Origin of the sequence: uncultured Roseibium sp., assembly GCF_963675095.2 — a bacterium.
Lineage (GTDB): Bacteria > Pseudomonadota > Alphaproteobacteria > Rhizobiales > Stappiaceae > Roseibium.
The window spans coordinates 42,104-59,197 of record NZ_CAXXSJ010000049.1; the positions used below are offsets into that span (position 1 = coordinate 42,104).

Genomic DNA, 17,094 nt, shown 5'->3' on the forward strand with positions numbered 1-17,094 from the left:
TCACCAGCCCGTTTGTGTCCCGGAGCCCCGCCCGATGAGCTTGTTGAAGAATTTCGCCACTGTCGGCGGCGCCACCATGGCAAGCCGGGTTCTCGGCTTCGTGCGTGATACGATGCTGGCGGCGGTGGTCGGTACGGGCCCGGTCGCCGATGCCTTCGTCGTCGCCTTCCGTCTGCCGAACCTGTTCCGGCGGCTTTTTGCCGAAGGCGCCTTCAACTCCGCCTTCGTGCCCCTGTTCGGCCGTGCCGTCGAGGAGCAAGGCGAAGCGGGTGCGCGGAAACTGGCCGGTGAAATCGCCGCAGCCCTGTTGTTCTGCCTTTTGATCCTGACCGCCCTGGCACAGATCTTCATGCCGGCGGTGGTCTGGGTTCTGGCACCGGGCTTTATCGACGACGGGCAGAAATTCGATCTCACCGTGCTCATGGCGCGGATCGCCTTTCCCTATCTGATCTTCATGTCGCTGCTGGCCTTCATCAGCGGCATTCTCAACACCTATCATCGGTTTGCAGCGGCGGCTTTCGCCCCGGTGATGCTGAATATCGTCATGTCCGGTGTCATTGGCACTGTCCTCATGATCGGCGTCGACAACGACCGCCTCCTCGGCATCATCCTGTGCAGCGGCGTCGCGGTTGCCGGCATCGTGCAGCTTGCCGTCGTCGCCTGGGACCTGAAGCGCCTCGGCTTTTCCATCCCCGTGTTCCGCCCGCGCTATACGAAATCGGCGAGGCGGCTGCTGGCGCTCGGGATTCCCGGCGTCCTGGCAGGCGGTGTTACCCAGATCAACGTGGCTGTCGGCCAGATCATCGCCTCCATGCAGGATGGCGCCAACGCCCTGCTTTACTATGCCGACCGGCTCTATCAGCTGCCGCTCGGGGTCATCGGCATCGCCATCGGCGTCGTGCTCTTGCCGAGCCTGACCCGGCAGCTGCGGGGGCGGACACGAGGACCAGTATCAGCGCAGCCTGAACAACGCCCTGGAATTTTCGCTCGTTCTGACGCTTCCGGCGGCGGTCGCGCTCGCGGTCATTCCCCGGGAAATCGTCTCGGTTCTGTTCCAGCGCGGCAAGTTCGATGCGGTTGCCGTCGAAGGTACGGCCATGGCGCTTGCCGCCTTTGCCTTCGGGCTGCCGGCCTTCGTGCTCAACAAGGTGTTTTCGCCCGGCTATTTCGCCCGCGAGGACACCAAGACGCCGATGTGGTTCGCGGCCATCGGCATGGTGGTGAATGTGGCGCTGTCGGTTGCGCTGTTTCCATTGTTCAAACATGTCCGGCATTGCGCTGGCGACCACCGTCGCCGGCTGGGGTCAAACACCAGCCTGCTCGGGTTCGTGCTCTGGCGCCGGGGACATTTTCTCCCCGACGTCCCGCATTCTGCGAAAGGTAGGTCTGATCCTCGTCGCAAGCCTGCTGATGGGCGTCATCCTGCATTATTCCGCTGTGGGCCTGTCGGAATGGCTGTTCGGTTCGGCCCTGCCGATTCGGGCGGCGGCGCCTTGCGGGGTCTCGTCGGGGTCGGCATGGCGAGTTTCGCGGTTTTTGCGCAGGTGACGGGCGCCAGTAATCTCATCGGCCATGCGAAATCGTTGAAGCGGCGCAACACCTGAGCCGCGGAATACACCCTGGCTGTCATCGCCGCTTGCAAAAGCGCCTGTGTCTGACCTAAGTAGCCCCCGCACAACAACCCGTACCCGGGCCCTTCCAACCGGCCTTTGAAAAACCAGGGACTTATCATGACGGCGTTCCAGCCCCGTGTCTTTTCCGGCGTTCAGCCGACCGGCAATCTCCATCTCGGCAACTATCTCGGCGCGGTTTCCCGCTGGGTGCCCCTGCAGGACCAGATGGAAACGATCTTCTGCGTCGTGGACCTGCACGCCATTACCGCAAGCATCCCGGGACCGGGCGAGCTTGCGAGCGCGACCCGCGAAGTGACCGCGGCCTATATGGCTGCCGGGCATCGACCCGAAGAAATCGATCATCTTCAACCAGTCCCAGGTCCGCGCCCATGCGGAACTGGCCTGGATCTTCAACTGCGTCGCGCGCATGGGCTGGCTCAGCCGGATGACCCAATTCAAGGAAAAGGCCGGCAAGAACCGGGAAAACGCCTCCGTCGGCCTGTTCGCCTATCCGAACCTGATGGCAGCGGACATCCTCGCCTACCGGGCGACCCATGTGCCCGTCGGCGACGACCAGAAGCAGCACCTGGAACTGACCCGGGACATCGCGCAGAAGTTCAACAACGACTTCGCCGACCGAATCAAGGACCTCGGTGTCGGCGTGCCGAACCCGACGCCGTCTCCGGAACTGCCCGAGGAACTGTATTTCCCGATCACCGAGCCGATGATCACCGGCCCGGCGACGCGGATCATGTCCCTGCGCGACGGCACCAAGAAGATGTCGAAATCCGATCCGTCGGACCTGTCGCGCATCAACCTGACCGACGACGCCGATTCGATCGCCAAGAAGATCCGCAAGGCCAAGACCGACCCCGGACGCGCTGCCGAGCGAAATCAAGGGCCTGGAAGGCCGCCCGGAAGCGGATAACTTGGTCGGCATCTATGCCGCCCTTGCCGGTCACACCAAGGAAGAGGTGCTGAAGGACTTCGGTGGCGAACAGTTCTCCGCGTTCAAGCCGGCCCTGGCCGACCTCGCGGTTGCCAAGCTTGCGCCGATGACGGAGGAAATGCGCCGTCTGACCTCTGACCCGGCGGAAATCGACCAGATCCTCAAGGACGGTGCGGAAAAAGCTTCGGCCATCGCCGACCCGATCCTGAAGGATGTCCGCAAGATCATCGGGTTTCTGGACGTGGCCTGAACCGTCCGGATTCACGTGAAACGGCAAAACGCCCGGTGAACGCACCGGCGTTTTCTTTTATTCCCTTCGAAGCGTTCGAAATTGGGGGTGAAATTCCGGCTCGCCTGCGGCTTAAGCTGAGATCCAAACGCACACGAACGGAGACTCAGGCCTTGGCATCGCACGGATATGAATCGGGACGTCTGAACCTGCCCTTTGTCGGGATCTGCACCTTCGGCAAGTCCCCGTATCAGCCGGACTGGGATGCCATCGACGCCGATGTTGCGGTCATGGGCGCGCCGTTCGATTTCGGCACCCAGTGGCGCTCCGGCGCCCGCATGGGCCCGCGCGGCATCCGGGAAGCTCGACGCTGTTTTCCTTCGGCCATGCCGGCGCCTATGACTTTGAGGACGACATCACCTATCTGCCGGCGGACACCACCCGGATCGTCGATATCGCGACGCCGACATCGTCCACACCGACACAACCCAGAGCCACGCCAATATCGAAGCAGGCGTCCGCAAGATCCTGGCCGCCGGAGCGTTACCGGTGGTGCTCGGCGGTGATCATTCGATCAACATTCCCTGCATCAACGCCTTTGACGGCGAGGATCCGATCCATGTGGTTCAGATCGATGCCCATCTCGATTTCGTCGACGAACGCCACGGCGTGCGCTACGGCCATGGCAATCCCATGCGCCGCGCCGCGGAAAAGTCCTATGTGACGGGACTGAGCCAGATCGGCATCCGCAACGTGTCCTCGACCGCCCGGGACGGCTATGAAGATGCCCGGAAGATGGGCTCGGATATCCAGTCGGTGCGCCATTTCCGCAAGCTCGGAGTTGAGGGGATGCTGGCCCGGATCCCGGAAGGCAAACGCTATTATCTCACCATCGACATCGACGCCTTCGACCCGTCGATCGCGCCGGGTACCGGAACGCCGAGCCATGGCGGCTTTCTCTATTACGAAGTCCTGGAGTTCATCGACGGCCTCGTCAAACGCGGCGATATCGTCGGCCTGGACCTGGTCGAAGTGGCACCGGATTACGATCCGACCGGCTCGACCGGCATTCTCGCCGCCCAGATCCTGATGAACACAATCGGACGTATCCTGCATCACCGTTGAACGAAGAGGTGCAAACCACTTGTTCCGGTCTGCGACTCTTCCCATCTACAAACGGTTAGTTTCAACGCTATTTTGAAAACAAGGACTTAAGCATGCTGACCACGACGACGAACACGCTTCAGGCATGGAAATTTCCGACTACAAGGGCCTTGTCACCCGGCGAGGCGATCCTCGGCGCCAACCTGTTCAAGGATCTCTTTGCCGGTATCCGCGACATCGTCGGCGGCCGATCCGGCGCCTATGAGCAGGAACTGGCCAATGCCCGCCATATCGCGATCAGCGAAATGCAGGCCCAGGCGCAGTCCATGGGCGCCCAATGCGGTCATCGGCGTCGATCTCGACTATGAAACCGTCGGACAGAACGGTTCCATGCTGATGGTCACCGCCACGGGTACGGCCGTGGTCGTGCGGTAGGAAGATGCTTCGGATAGCGCGGGCGGCTGGCCCGCGCTTCACTCCGGATGCAGGAGAAGCGTTACCAGCTCGACCGCCCTGTCCCCAGCTGATCCCGTCCCGCTGATCGACTGCCAGGGGGATGATCCTGGTCGTCATGAATGCGGACCTCCGGCCGTTCCGGACCCCAGAAAACATCGACCGGAAGGCTGATCATGGGCTGGTCGTCCGGGGCGTAGCCCGGCATTGAAACCATCAGCCAGCCGAACGATCCGTCGCCGGACTGATCGGTTTCGTAGGTCTCCACATACCGGTCGAAACTTTCCTTGCTCTGGGTGACCCAAACACCCCAGAGAAAAGCATCTTCGGTCCCCAAGATCGAAACCGAGAGGGTTGCTCTGATCCAGAACTCTTCGCCATCAATGACGCAAAGATCGCTGTTGATCTTGATCCGGTCATCTCGCTCTTCTTCCGGAATGCCGAAATAGGAGGGCGGCCTGTCATAGCTGAATGACGGGCCGCCTTCGTGAATCTCGCCACAACAGGCGCATTTGAACGAGAATTTCCGCTTTTCCGGATCGATCGCGACAACCATTGCTGCGCCTACAGCCCGTCGAACAGCGCCGTCGACAGGTAGCGTTCGGCGAAGGACGGTATGATGACGACGATGGTCTTGCCGGCCATGCCGTCGCGCTGGCCGACCTTGATGGCCGCGGTCAGGGCCGCTCCTGAGGAAATACCGACCGGAACGCCTTCGGATGCGGCGACTTCGCGCGCGGTGGCGAAAGCCTCGTCGTTGGAAACGGTGATGACCTCGTCATAGATGGAGGTGTCAAGCACGCCAGGCACGAAACCGGCGCCGATGCCCTGGATCTTGTGCGGGCCGGGCTGGCCGCCGGACAGGATCGGACTGTCGGCCGGTTCGACGGCGACCACGTGAAGATCGGGCTTCTTTTGCTTGAGCACCTGTGAAACGCCGGTGATCGTGCCGCCGGTGCCGATGCCGGAGACGAACACGTCGACAGCGCCATCGGTGTCGTTCCAGATTTCCTCCGCCGTCGTCCGGCGGTGAATTTCCGGGTTGGCCGGGTTTTCGAACTGCTGCGGCATGACCGAATTCGGGATTTCCGCCAGCAGTTCCTCGGCACGGGCAATCGCGCCCTTCATGCCTTTGGCGCCATCGGTGAGCTCAAGCTCAGCACCCAGGATCTTGAACATCTTGCGCCGTTCGACGGACATGGTTTCCGGCATGACCAGGATCAGCCGGTAGCCCTTGGCCGCGGCGACGAAGGCAAGCGCGATGCCGGTATTGCCGGAGGTCGGCTCGACCAGAACCGATTTGCCCGGCTCGATCTTGCCGTCGGCCTCCATCGCCTCGATCATGGCGGCGCCGATCCGGTCCTTGACGCTGGCGAGCGGATTGAAAAATTCCAGCTTGCCCAGCAGATTGGCCTTGACCCCATGGGCCTCCGCCAGCCGGTCGAGCCGGACAAGCGGCGTGTCGCCGATGGTTTCAATGATGGAGGAATAGATCTTTCCGCGGCCCGGTTTCCTGTCAGCCATAAGCATCTCCCCTGAACGGCTTTCAGCCTTGTTCAAAAATTATCCGGCGCCATCATAGACACGCCGGCTGCCTGGCAAAAGAATGCAATTGGCAATTTCATACCCGTAACGGCAAAACCATTATCCGGATCGCCCCTGCCACTATCATTTCGTGCCCGTCGATCCGAAGCCGCCGGACCCACGCTCTGTCTCCGAAAGCACTTCCACTTCAACGATGTCCGCCTGGTGGACCGGCGCGATCACAAGCTGTGCGATTCGCGATCCGCGCTCGATGGAGAAGGCATCTTCGCCGAGGTTGATCAGGATGACCTTCACCTCGCCACGGTAATCGGCGTCGATCGTCCCCGGCGTGTTGAGCACCGTGATGCCGTTTTTCGCGGCCAGTCCGGAACGCGGCCGCACCTGGCCTTCGAACCCTGCCGGGATCGCCATCGCAAGCCCGGTGGGCACCAGCGCCCGCTTGCCCGGCTCCAGGACCAGCGGTGCGTCGACCGCCGCCTGAAGGTCCAGACCGGCTGCGAGATCCGACTGATAGGCGGGAAGCGGCAGATCGGCGCCATGGGAAAGGCGTTTCAGTTCAAGGCGTGCGGTCATGGAAATTCCCGTTGTCGGATGAATGGAAAGGCATTGCCGGGACAGAGACGTTTCGTTGACGTCTTGTCAAGGCTGCCGGTTGTCATTGCCCCAATTGCCGAATTTCCCCTTGCGGTACTAATGCCGGGATGAAAAGCTGCAATCCGCCGTTGAAGCAACCGAGGGAGACGTCAATGCGTGGAATGTTTCTGGCACTATCAACCGCCTTCGCAATAGGACTGGCGATGCCCGCCATGGCACAGACCGTCGGGTTCGGCGATGCCATCAAGATCCTGGGCGCAAGCTGCGGCAAGGACATCGAGACCTATTGCAAGAGCGCGCATCTCGCCAATAACGAAATCGGCCAATGTCTTGAAAAGAACCAGGCCAAGGTCTCGGCCCAGTGCAATACCGACCGGGTGAAGGTGGCAGCGCTGCTTGAAGCCCGCTTTGCCGCACAGGCGGCTGCTCCGAAGATCTGCGCCCGCGACGCCGCGCAAAAGTGCAAGGGCGTCAAGGCCGGCAGCGGCTACATTCTCCGTTGCCTTTTGAAAGCCCAGCGCACCGTCAGCAACAAATGCAACGAAGCCATTGATCTCGCCGGCTACCGGTAATTTTCAAGTATTCATGGAGCAAGTCATGAGAATCATGTCTTTCCTTGCCGCTGCCGGCATAGCCGCATTCCTGTTGCAGGCGCCCGCATCGGCCCAGACCAAGTTATCCCGCGATGAAATCATCCAGTCCCTGCAAGGGGCGCAGAACAAGGTGGACATCAGCGCCGACGAACTGCGCAAGCAGGCCCTTGAGAACATTCAGAAATATCCGGGAGACAATGCCTCCCAGGCTCTGCCGCTCGCGGCAAAGCTGGCCCAGCTGCGCCAGTTCGTGGTCGAAATTACCTTCGACTTCGATTCCGCCCGTATTCGTCCGGAATCCTATGAGACCGTCGGTATTCATGGCCGACGCCCTGCACACGCCTTATCTCTTCGGCCAGAAATTCTTCGTGGTCGGACACACCGACGCCAAGGGCGACCGGGAATACAATCTCAAACTGTCCCAAAGACGGGCGGATTCCATCCGGGATGCCCTGATCACGACTTTCCGGGTCCCGCCCGGAGATGCTTGAAGCAGTCGGGCTAGGAGAGGAACAGTTGCGCGATCCGGCCCATCCGGACAGCGAAATCAACCGACGGGTCCAGCTGATCAACGTCGGCTACTGACCACTAAAACTTCGATTCGTTTGCGAAATGCGCGGTTCAGATGGCCGCGCATTTTTTTGTTTCACACGATAATTCAGATAGTTACGCTTCATATGTGCTATTGTTCGAAAATATTGAACGGCCTTTTGAAATTTATCTCACTTCTGCTGAACAGGCTTCAGATCCATCTTTGAGACAATCGAACCATTGTTGTTCAAGAAGACACAAGCAATACGGTGCTATCGCTTCCGTATGCATCGTGGAGAAATGCTCATGACCATCGGATCGGAAACCATCTCCCCCCTGTTCCTGGCCCACGGATCGCCCATGCTGGCCCTGACCGATATTCCGGCCCAGCGATTCCTGAAAGAACTCGGCGGGAAAATTCCCACCCCGAAAGGCGTCGTCATCCTGTCTCCGCACTGGGAGACGGATGGCCAGAAAATCTCGGCTCCCGGCGCCTTGAAGACCATCCATGACTTTTACGGCTTCCCGAAGCCGCTTTACGATATCGACTACCCCGCACAGGCCAGCGCCGAGCTGGTCGGGCAAGTGATGAACCTGCTGCAGACAGCCGGAATCGACGCGTCGGAAGATACGACCTGGGGCCTCGATCATGGTGCCTGGGTACCCCTGTCCCTTGTCTATCCGAAGCTTTCGGTCCCCGTGGTCGAGCTTTCCCTGCCCCATGGCAGCACACCGGAAAGCGTGCATGCGCTCGGCCGCAGCCTGGCTCCGCTTGCCGAACAGGGAATTCTCCTCATCGGCTCAGGAAGCACGACCCATAACCTGCGCCTGATCGACCGCGAAGGCGCACCGGCGCCGCAATGGGCGAAGAGCTTTGACGAATGGATCGATGACGGACTGCACAAAGGAGATATTTCCTGGTTCGCAGACCTGAATGGAGCACCGGAATTCCGCCGGGCGCATCCGACCGAGGAACATCTGCTGCCGCTGTTCTTCGCCATGGGCGCGGCAGGGCGAGACGTACCCGCCAAGCTCCTGCACCGTAGCTATTCCCACGGCTCGATCAGCATGAGCTACTACAGCTTCCCCGCTGCAGAAGCCGCCTGACCCTATTCAGGAGCCAGTTGCCCGGCAATCCGGGCAACGAGGCGGGTAGCCACTTCCCTCTTGTCGAGGGCCGGCCAGTCTTCCACTCCCTGACGTGTGACGATGCGCACGGTGTTGGCGTCGCCACCCATGATCCCGGTTTCCGGGCTGACATCGTTGGCGACGATCCAGTCGGCATTCTTGCGCTGCAGTTTCGACTGGGCGTTTGCGATGAGATCCCGGGTTTCCGCCGCAAAGCCGATGAGCAATGGCGGCCGCAGGGCGTCATCATGGCCGATGGTCGCCAGAATATCCGGGTTCTCCACCAGTTCGAGGGCGGGCGGTTTGCCCGAGCCGTCCTTCTTGATCTTCTGATCGCTCTCTCCGGCCACCCGCCAATCGGCGACAGCAGCAGCCATGATGGCCACATCGGCGGGCAGGGCGGCCTTGACCGCCTGGAGCATCTCCGCGGCCGATTCCACGTGGACCACGGTCACGCCATCCGGATCGGGAACGGTCACCGGGCCGGAAACGAGGGTCACCCTAGCCCCGGCGGCGGCGGCGGCGGCGGCAATCGCGTGTCCCTGCTTGCCGGACGACCGGTTGGCGATGTAGCGCACCGGATCGATGGGTTCATGGGTCGGCCCAGAGGTAATCACCACGTGACGGCCGGCGAGCGGCTTTTCCACCGGTGCTGAAACGGCTTTGCCGGAAAGGACAGCCTCGGCGGCAGCCGCGATTTCCAACGGCTCGGCCATACGCCCGACGCCCGCCTCGCCACTTTCCGCCATTTCACCCTTGCCCGGACCGGCGAAATACAGGCCGTCGGCTTCCAGGGTAGCAACATTGCGCCGGGTTGCCGGATGCGACCACATCTTCGGGTTCATGGCAGGGGCGACAAGGACCGGCTTGTCGGTGGCCAGCAGAACCGCGGTCGCCAGATCGTCGGCAATGCCATGGGCCATCTTCGCCATGAGATCAGCCGTTGCGGGTGCAATCACGATCAGGTCGTTGTCGCGCGCAAGACGGATGTGGCCGACATCCTGTTCGGCCTCGCGATCGAACAGGTCGGTGTAGACCTTTTCCGCCGCCAGGGCACCGACCGCCAGAGGCGTGATGAACTCCCTGGCGCCGCGAGTCATGATCGGGAGAACCTGCGCGCCGCGTTCGCGCAGCCGCCGGATCAGGTCGAGCGCCTTGTAGGCGGCAATTCCGCCGCTGATGATCAGGACGATCCGCTTGTCCGCGAGCATTACCCGTTTCTCCAGAAGGCGGCCCTGCGGGCCGAAAAGAAGGCCGAATTGCGCGTCAGGTCCTTAACTTACGTCCCTGAACGGAAATCACGCGGTGCCGGCGAAATCACCTGCACGCCCGAGCCAGTCAGTTGATAGACCGCCAGCCCGCGTTCGTTCTGCCCGTTGGGGCGGAACCGGAACAAGCCATCGATCCCGATAAAGCCGTCACGATTGGTGAGAATGCCGGTCGAGAAGCGTTGCGGCCCTGCCGAGCGGACCAGGCCGGCCGCCAGAGTAACACCGTCATAGGCAAGGGTCGCATTGCGCGGCGGAGCGGACCCATAGGCGGACTGATAACGGGCGGCAAAGGCCTTGAAGCCGGTGTCGTCCGGGCCCGGATACCAGCTGCCGGCCATGATCGGATTGTTCTTCATGTTCGGTTCGTCCCACTGGCCGCTGCCGAGAACCTTGACCGCTCCGTTGGTCGCTCCCCTTTGCGCCAGGGTCTGCATGACCAGCGGTGCGACGCCGCCCCCGGCCGGGATGAACAGGCTGTCTATCTGGCCGATGGAACCGGCCAGGGCATTCGTCTTGGCAATCAGATCGGATGTATCGGAGCCGTTCAGCTTGTAGCGCTGAATGCTGACGATCCGGGCGCCGATCCGGCCGACTTCCTGGCGGAAGGCGGCTTCCGTCACAGCGCCGTAAGTGTTGTCTGGAACCAGCGCGGCAAAGGACCGTTTGCCCTGGGTCCCGGCATAGCCGATGATCCGGGACACATCGCCCTGGGGCAGGAAGCTCAGGAGATAAATGCCACGGGATGCGACCGACACATCGGTCGAAAAGGCTACGAGCGGGATGCCGGAAGACCGGGCCACCGCCCCGGCGCCGGAAACGGCCGGCGCGAAGACCGGGCCGAGAATCAATTCCGCGCCTTCGGCAATGGCGGACTGGGCCGCCGCACGACCGCCATCCGCCGTTCCCTGGGTATCCTTAATGAGAAGCTGAATGTCGGAATTGGGGAAATTCGCAAGGGCGAGTTCAGCGGCGTTCCGGAAAACCGTTCCGATCGACTGGCCGCCGCCGCCCGCACCCAACGGCAACAGAAGGCCGACCCGGACAGATCCGGTTCCCACAACTTCACCGGTCACGGCGGGACCCTGGCCCGTGGTGATCTGCGAGGCGGGGAGGGATCCGAGGCTGGAACCCTGACAACCGGCCAGCGTGAAGGCCGCCGCCAGCAGAATACCGGCGCGAGCAATCGCATTTGGGCGTTTTCTCACCTGAAATACCCGCTTGATATTCAAATCAGCCTCCTCGCCGCTTGTTGGTTAACACTTACGGATTCACCAGGCCTCTGTCCAGTTTAGTCCGTATATTCTAGGCACATAGCCGACCTCTGGGAATCGCTCACCCTCCGATTTGCACTTGCAACGGCACTGCGGCACGATTAGCGCAAGGGTTCCGACATGCTGCAACGCGGTTGCCGCGGCGGCCGGTGGATCGAGAGGCTGCATGACCAAAGACATAGCCAAGACTGGGGCCGGGGCTGGGACCGGAGCCGACGAGCGGGCCAGCCGGCGGTTCATCATAGGCGAACACGATTTCAACGCGCCACGGCTGGAGCCCGCGCTTTATATCGTCGCCACGCCCATCGGCAACCTGGGCGATATCACGGTGCGCGCGCTGGAAACGCTGGCTGCGGCGTCCGTGATTGCCTGCGAGGACACCCGCGTCACGGGCACCCTGACCCATCGTTTCGGCCTGAAGACGCCGCTGATGCCCTATCACGAGCACAATGCGGACAAGCAGCGGCCGAAGATCCTGGCCGCGCTGGAAAAGGGCGAAGCGGTTGCCCTGGTCAGTGATGCGGGCACGCCACTGGTCTCCGATCCGGGTTACAGGCTGGTTCGGGACGTGTTGGAGGCCGGTTACAAGGTCATACCAATTCCCGGAGCCTCGGCGCCGCTCGCAGGTCTGGTCGGGTCCGGCCTGCCGAGCGACACGGTGCTGTTTGCCGGGTTCCTGCCGCAAAAGGGCGGCCCGAAGAAAACGCGTCTGGCGGAACTGGCCGCCATTCCGGCCACCGTGATCCTGTTCGAATCGCCCCGACGCCTCGGGGCGACCCTTGCCACCATGGCCGAGATCATGGGAGCGGAGCGCGAAGCCGTGGTCGCGCGGGAGCTCACCAAGCGGTTCGAGACCTTCGAGCGGGGTACGCTTGCCGAACTTGCCGAAAAATTCGCTGGCGATCCGCCCAAGGGGGAAATCGTCATTCTGCTCGGTCCGCCGCAGGACAGCCAGGAGGCCAGCGAAGAGGACGCGGAAGAGCTGCTTCGCCAGGCGCTCAAGGAAATGCCGGTCAGTGCGGCAGCCAAACAGGTCGCGAAACAGACCGGGCTCGACCGCAACGACCTCTACAAGCTGGCGCTGGACCTGAAAGCGGACGGAGGCTGATCGTGCGAACCGGGTCAGGGTCCGGTCAGGACCGGCAAAACAGACGGCGCAAGGCCCATGCCCTGGGTCTATCCGCCGAGACCCGGGCAGCCTGGGCGCTCAGGCTCACCGGCTGGCGCATCCTGAAAATCCGCTACAAGACCAAGGCCGGCGAAATCGACCTGATCGCCAAGCGGCGCAAGACGGTCGCCTTCATCGAGGTCAAGGCACGAAAGACACGGGAAGCAGCCCTCGACGCGGTCACCCCCGCCAGCCGGCGCAGGATCGCGAATGCGGCAAAGATCTTCGTGGCAGAGCATCCGAAGGCCGGTTTTTGCACCTTGCGCTTCGATGTCGTGATCGTGCGGCCGTGGCGCTGGCCGGAACGCATCGCCAACGCCTTCGAGGCCTTCGGCTGAACAAGCTGTTCACCCGGTCCTTCTGGACAAATGACCCGGGCAGTCGCATATCATCTATACAACAGACACTCGTCCCAATGCGCTCGATCAAGCGCGCCCGCCGGGAGACCTCCTCATGACCCTCAAGGTCGCGGTCCAGATGGACCACATTTCCTCGATCAATATTGCCGGCGACAGTGCCTTTGCGCTGATGCTGGAGGCCCAGGCCCGCGGCCATGCGCTTTATCACTACACGCCTGACCGGCTGGCCATGATCGGCGACGCCGTTTTCTGCGCCCTGGAACCGGTGACGGTCCGTGACGAGAAGGGCAACCATTTCACTCTCGGTGAAAAAGAGCGGTTCAACATGGCGGAGATGGACGTGGTGCTGATGCGCCAGGATCCGCCGTTCGACCTGTCCTATATCGCGGCGACCCACATCCTGCAGAAAATCCATCCGCAGACGCTGGTGGTCAATGATCCGGTCGAAGTGCGCAACGCGCCCGAAAAGCTGTTCGTCACCGAATTCGCCGACCTGATGCCGCCGACGCTGATCACCCGCGACAAGGCCGAGATCGACCTGTTCCGCGCCGAATACGGCGATATCGTCATGAAACCGCTGTTCGGCCATGGCGGTGCGGCGGTGTTCCGGATTACAGCCGACGATCTCAATTACGGCTCCCTCTACGACTTCTTCGCCGCCACTTTCCGTGAACCCTGGGTAATCCAGCAGTTCCTGCCGAACGTGAAGCATGGCGACAAGCGCATCCTGCTCGTCGACGGCGAGTTTGCCGGCGCGGTCAACCGGGTGCCGGCCAAGGGGGATCTCAGGTCCAACATGGTGCGCGGCGGTGCGCCGACGGACAGTGAATTGACAGACCGCGAACGGCACATTTGCGAGAGGCTCGGCCCGTCCTTGCGGGAAAAAGGCCTGATCCTGGTCGGCATCGACGTGATCGACGGCTGGCTGACGGAAATCAACGTCACCGCCCCGACCGGTATCCGCGCCATCCGGAACCTTGGCGGGCCGGATATCGCAGCCAGGGTCTGGGACGTGCTGGAAGCCAAGGTCGCCGGCTGAGTCGGGAGTTTCAACCGGTGCGGCGGCTGGAGTTTCGGATCCCGTACTCCAGCCCGAAGGCCAGGACGATGCCGATCAGATAGGCCAGAATGTTCCAGAGAGAAAAGATCCGGCCCAGCAGCAATGCGCCGAACAGGGTAGCGCGGAAGGCATCGAGCCAGGGCGTGTGGTAGAGCCGGACCAGTTCGACTGCGATCGCCAAGACCGCGGAGGCTGCGAGCAGGAGACGCCCGTCGCGCCCGGCCAGGACCGCGCCGACCAGCCAGAAGACCATCATGCCCCACAGCATCGACCCGCCGTATTTCACGATGAAAAACGGAAGCCCGATGCGGTAACCGATCAGCCTCAAGGCCAGACCGAGCACAATGACGATTACGGCCAGCGCAAGCCGTTGTTTTGTCAGTTCAAAAGCCGTGCGGCTTATCGGCATGTCTTCCCCTCACGAACAGCGCTTCGATCAGGCGAAACCGGGACAGGCTTCGCCAGCCCGTCTCGTCGTCCTACGCGTCCGGAGGGTTCCCGGCAAGGGGTGTTCAGGCGGCCGCTTCGGCTTTTTGCGACCGCAGCACCATGCCGAACAGATCGCGCGGATCGTCCGGGTCGGCGAGTAGGTCGAGCTTTTCGAAATGGCCGGTCTTCGGCAAGAGGTCATGGACGTAGCGCAGGGCGGCGAAGTCCTCCACGGCAAAGCCGACGCTGTCGAAAAGGGTGATGCGGTCTTCCGATGTCCGGCCAGCGGCCGCGCCCGTATAGACCTGCCACAGCTCGGTCACCGGATGGTCTCGCGGCAATTGCTGGCACTCGCCCTCGATCCAGGTCTGGTCCGGGAATTCGACGAAGATGTCGGAGCGCAACAGGATGTCCTTGTGCAGCTCCGTCTTGCCGGGGCAGTCACCGCCGACCGCGTTGATGTGAACACCCGGTCCGACCATGTTGTCGGTCAGGATCGTGGCGTAGCGCTTGTCAGCGGTCACAGTGGTGATGATATCGGCCGCCTTCGATGGCGTCTTCCGCCGTCTTGCAGACCGTCACCTCAATGCCGGAGCCGGCCAGGTTACGCGACAGGCGCAGGCTTGCCTGGATATCGATGTCATAGGCGCGGATCTCGGTAATGCCGAGCAGCGCCTTGAAGGCGATCGCCTGAAAGTCGGACTGGGCGCCGTTGCCGATGATCGCCATGGTACGGGAATTCTTGCGCGCCAGGTATTTCGCGGCGAGGGCGGAATTCGCCGCCGTGCGCAGGGCGGTCAGGATCGTCATTTCGGTAAAGAGAAGCGGATAGCCGGTCGACAGATCCGACAGGACGCCGAAACCGGTCACGGTTTGCCGGCCGCTCTTGGTGTTGTCCGGATGACCGTTGACGTATTTGAAGCCGAAGGTCTTGCCGTCGCTGGTCGGCATCAGTTCGATCACGCCCTGGGGCGCATGGGCCGGAATGCGCGGTTTCTTGTCGAAGCTCTCCCAGCGGCGGAAATCCTCCTCGATATAGCCGGCGAGGCCCTCGATGAATTCCTCGACGCCACTGGCAAGCACATTTTTCATCATGTGGTCGACGCTGACGAAGGGCACATAGGCCAAATCCGAGGGAGCCAAGTCTGAAGGCGCCGGGCCGGAGAGAATGGTGGCCGATGGGGCGAGGCCGTTTTCTTTTGTTGTCATGATCAAAAACTCCGGGTCGGGCGGTCGAACACACGGCGGCCGAAGAGGCTCGCGGTCAGCTCGACCATCAGACGCGCGGTCCGGCCGCGTTCGTCCAGGAAAGGGTTGAGTTCGACGAGATCGAGCGAGGTGACCAGGCCGCTGTCATGGAGCAGTTCCATGACCAGATGAGCCTCGCGGAAGGTCGCGCCGCCGGGCACGGTTGTACCGACCGCGGGCGCAATGCCGGGGTCGAGGAAATCGACATCGAGGCTGACATGGAGCAGCCCGTTGGCGTCGGCCACCCGCTTCAGGAACGGCTTCAGCAGGACGGCCACGCCTTCTTCATCGATCGCCCGCATGTCGCTGACGCCGACACCATGGGCGACGAGCAGTTCTCGTTCTTCCGGATCGATGGAACGCACACCAAGGATCTCGACATTTTCCGGATCGACGACATGCTCCAGCGGCCGGCCGAGAAGAGCGTCAAAACCGGGCAGGCCGCAGGCGTAAGCCAACGGCGTTCCGTGCAGATTGCCGCTTTCGGTGGAACTGAAGGTGTGAAAATCGGAATGGGCATCGAGCCACAGCACAAACTGCGGGCGGCCCCTGGCGGCGGCACTGGCCGCCTGACCGGTGACCGTTCCAAGGGCAAGGGCGTGATCGCCACCCATGTAGATCGGGAAGGCCGCCTCACTGCCCAATTGCTGCGCGCAATCATGCAGGGCCCTGGTCCAGCCCACGACTTCGGCGAAATTCCGGACCACGCCGTTCGGCGAGCGGGCACCCGCATCCGTTTCGGGCACCAGATTGCCGAGATCCTGAACCCTGTGGCCCAGCGCCTGCAGGTTTTCCGCAAGACCGGCGGTGCGATAGGCATCCGGGCCCATCAGGCAGCCACGCCGTCCGGCGCCCGCCTCTATGGGCGCTCCAACCAAAACGATATCCTGCGGTGCCAACCGATGTGCCCTCCAAAGCGATCAAATCCTGAGTGCTTCAGAATGCCGCAAAGAAATGGCGGAATAAATCCGATCGGTTGCGCAAATTTGAGCTCTGATTTATCATTTTGATAAATCTTCTTTTTCATAATGATAAGTCGAGCCTCGAATGGACGATCTGGACCTTCAGTTGATTTCCGCCTTGCGGTCCGATGGCCGCCGGTCGGTGTCGGATCTGGCAAAGGATCTGAAGATCTCGCGGGCGACCGTCCGTGCCCGCATGGAGCGCTTGCAGGAAAGCGGCGAAATTCTCGGGTTTACCGCCGTTTTACGCGACGACTGGCGTGATCTGCCGATCCGCGCGGTCATGCTGGTCGAAGTGGCCGGACGCAACGCCGAACCGGTCGTTCGCGCCCTGACGGCCCTGACCGAGGTTCGTGCCATTCATTCCACCAACGGCAAGTGGGACCTGGTGCTCGACATCGCGACCCGGGACCTGGCGGCCTTCGACGACGTTCTGAACCGCATCAGGCTGATCGAAGGTATTGCCGGCTCGGAAAGCAATCTCCTCCTGTCCACCCGCAAGGGGCCCGCGGTTTCCGCATCCGATTTCGACCGTGCGCCCTGAAAACGCAATTCGCAACCGCTCGCAAATCGGGTAGCGATCGGCA

General features: G+C 62.0%; 18 protein-coding genes and 4 pseudogenes. 13 read left to right on the plus strand and 9 right to left on the minus strand.

The genetic code is table 11. The features are described from left to right. Positions 1-76: 76 nt before the first annotated feature. The 6 genes and pseudogenes from ABIN98_RS18360 to ABIN98_RS18385 all read left to right on the plus strand — a co-directional run. Positions 77-874: pseudogene (locus ABIN98_RS18360) on the plus strand (lipid II flippase MurJ); the annotation flags it as partial. A gap of 100 nt (positions 875-974) precedes the next feature. Further along, entirely contained in the window at positions 975-1,604 is a 630-nt protein-coding gene (locus ABIN98_RS18365) for a lipid II flippase MurJ (protein WP_346912146.1), read from the plus strand. Positions 1,605-1,730: 126 nt separating this feature from the next. Then, positions 1,731-2,812 (plus strand): annotated as a pseudogene (gene trpS / locus ABIN98_RS18370) (tryptophan--tRNA ligase). A gap of 152 nt (positions 2,813-2,964) precedes the next feature. Next, positions 2,965-3,916, plus strand: a pseudogene (locus ABIN98_RS18375) (agmatinase). A gap of 92 nt (positions 3,917-4,008) precedes the next feature. Further along, entirely contained in the window at positions 4,009-4,263 is a 255-nt protein-coding gene (locus tag ABIN98_RS18380; RefSeq protein WP_394701554.1) for a heavy metal-binding domain-containing protein, read from the plus strand. Then, the gene (locus ABIN98_RS18385) at positions 4,241-4,330 is read left to right on the plus strand and encodes a heavy metal-binding domain-containing protein (RefSeq protein ID WP_394701561.1); all 90 of its coding nucleotides are present in this window, start codon (positions 4,241-4,243) and stop codon (positions 4,328-4,330) included. The genes ABIN98_RS18380 and ABIN98_RS18385 overlap by 23 nt, the downstream gene beginning before the upstream one ends. 61 nt (positions 4,331-4,391) lie before the next feature. Here ABIN98_RS18385 and ABIN98_RS18390 read toward each other — a convergent pair whose 3' ends face one another. From ABIN98_RS18390 to dut, 3 genes are all read right to left on the minus strand, one after another. After that, entirely contained in the window at positions 4,392-4,904 is a 513-nt protein-coding gene (locus ABIN98_RS18390) for a DUF2199 domain-containing protein (protein ID WP_346912018.1), read from the minus strand. Positions 4,905-4,912: 8 nt separating this feature from the next. Next, complete coding sequence (gene cysK, locus ABIN98_RS18395; RefSeq protein ID WP_346912019.1) at positions 4,913-5,872, minus strand: cysteine synthase A; 960 nt, start codon at positions 5,870-5,872, stop codon at positions 4,913-4,915. A 144-nt stretch (positions 5,873-6,016) separates the two neighbouring features. Then, positions 6,017-6,466, minus strand: a complete 450-nt coding sequence (gene dut, locus ABIN98_RS18400; protein ID WP_346912020.1) for a dUTP diphosphatase — start codon at positions 6,464-6,466, stop codon at positions 6,017-6,019. 173 nt (positions 6,467-6,639) lie between these two features. Between dut and ABIN98_RS18405 the strand changes: the two genes are divergently transcribed. Continuing rightward, positions 6,640-7,059 carry a hypothetical protein gene (locus ABIN98_RS18405; protein ID WP_346912021.1) on the plus strand — a complete coding sequence of 140 codons (420 nt, stop codon included), beginning with the start codon at positions 6,640-6,642 and terminating at the stop codon, positions 7,057-7,059. Positions 7,060-7,162: 103 nt separating this feature from the next. On the opposite strand, the gene ABIN98_RS18410 is transcribed toward ABIN98_RS18405, so the two are convergent. Then, positions 7,163-7,402 (minus strand): hypothetical protein, encoded by a 240-nt coding sequence (locus ABIN98_RS18410; RefSeq protein ID WP_346912022.1) that lies wholly within the window; start codon positions 7,400-7,402, stop codon positions 7,163-7,165. On the opposite strand from ABIN98_RS18410, the gene ABIN98_RS18415 reads away from it, so the two are divergent. Together ABIN98_RS18415 and ABIN98_RS18420 are read left to right on the plus strand one after the other, a co-directional pair. Next, a complete protein-coding gene (locus ABIN98_RS18415; protein ID WP_346912023.1) occupies positions 7,401-7,571 on the plus strand; it encodes an OmpA family protein in 171 nt (56 codons plus the stop codon). The genes ABIN98_RS18410 and ABIN98_RS18415 overlap by 2 nt on opposite strands. Positions 7,572-7,917: 346 nt before the next feature. Beyond that, positions 7,918-8,718 (plus strand): class III extradiol ring-cleavage dioxygenase, encoded by an 801-nt coding sequence (locus ABIN98_RS18420; RefSeq protein ID WP_346912024.1) that lies wholly within the window; start codon positions 7,918-7,920, stop codon positions 8,716-8,718. A gap of 2 nt (positions 8,719-8,720) precedes the next feature. Here the strand turns inward: ABIN98_RS18420 and coaBC are convergent, their stop codons facing one another. Both coaBC and ABIN98_RS18430 read right to left on the minus strand, forming a co-directional pair. Next, on the minus strand, positions 8,721-9,950 hold the full coding sequence (coaBC, locus tag ABIN98_RS18425) for a bifunctional phosphopantothenoylcysteine decarboxylase/phosphopantothenate--cysteine ligase CoaBC (RefSeq protein WP_346912025.1): 1,230 nt from the start codon (positions 9,948-9,950) through the stop codon (positions 8,721-8,723). 68 nt (positions 9,951-10,018) lie between these two features. Beyond that, complete coding sequence (locus ABIN98_RS18430) at positions 10,019-11,215, minus strand: penicillin-binding protein activator (protein WP_346912026.1); 1,197 nt, start codon at positions 11,213-11,215, stop codon at positions 10,019-10,021. 232 nt (positions 11,216-11,447) lie between these two features. Here ABIN98_RS18430 and rsmI point away from each other — a divergent pair, with 232 nt between their 5' ends. The 3 genes from rsmI to gshB all read left to right on the plus strand — a co-directional run bounded on the left by rsmI (position 11,448) and on the right by gshB (position 13,847). Next, positions 11,448-12,389, plus strand: a complete 942-nt coding sequence (gene rsmI, locus ABIN98_RS18435; RefSeq protein ID WP_346912027.1) for a 16S rRNA (cytidine(1402)-2'-O)-methyltransferase — start codon at positions 11,448-11,450, stop codon at positions 12,387-12,389. A 2-nt stretch (positions 12,390-12,391) separates the two neighbouring features. Then, complete coding sequence (locus ABIN98_RS18440; RefSeq protein ID WP_346912028.1) at positions 12,392-12,787, plus strand: YraN family protein; 396 nt, start codon at positions 12,392-12,394, stop codon at positions 12,785-12,787. A 115-nt stretch (positions 12,788-12,902) separates the two neighbouring features. Next, a complete protein-coding gene (gene gshB / locus ABIN98_RS18445) occupies positions 12,903-13,847 on the plus strand; it encodes a glutathione synthase (protein WP_346912029.1) in 945 nt (314 codons plus the stop codon). Positions 13,848-13,857: 10 nt separating this feature from the next. On the opposite strand, the gene ABIN98_RS18450 is transcribed toward gshB, so the two are convergent. From ABIN98_RS18450 to rocF, 3 genes and pseudogenes are all read right to left on the minus strand, one after another. Then, on the minus strand, positions 13,858-14,277 hold the full coding sequence (locus tag ABIN98_RS18450; RefSeq protein ID WP_346912030.1) for a DUF2809 domain-containing protein: 420 nt from the start codon (positions 14,275-14,277) through the stop codon (positions 13,858-13,860). A 103-nt stretch (positions 14,278-14,380) separates the two neighbouring features. Next, positions 14,381-15,392: pseudogene (locus tag ABIN98_RS18455) on the minus strand (ornithine cyclodeaminase). 116 nt (positions 15,393-15,508) lie between these two features. Next, positions 15,509-16,444 (minus strand): arginase, encoded by a 936-nt coding sequence (gene rocF, locus ABIN98_RS18460; RefSeq protein WP_346912031.1) that lies wholly within the window; start codon positions 16,442-16,444, stop codon positions 15,509-15,511. 148 nt (positions 16,445-16,592) lie between these two features. Here rocF and ABIN98_RS18465 point away from each other — a divergent pair, with 148 nt between their 5' ends. Then, complete coding sequence (locus ABIN98_RS18465; RefSeq protein ID WP_346912032.1) at positions 16,593-17,051, plus strand: Lrp/AsnC family transcriptional regulator; 459 nt, start codon at positions 16,593-16,595, stop codon at positions 17,049-17,051. Positions 17,052-17,094 lie beyond the last annotated feature (43 nt).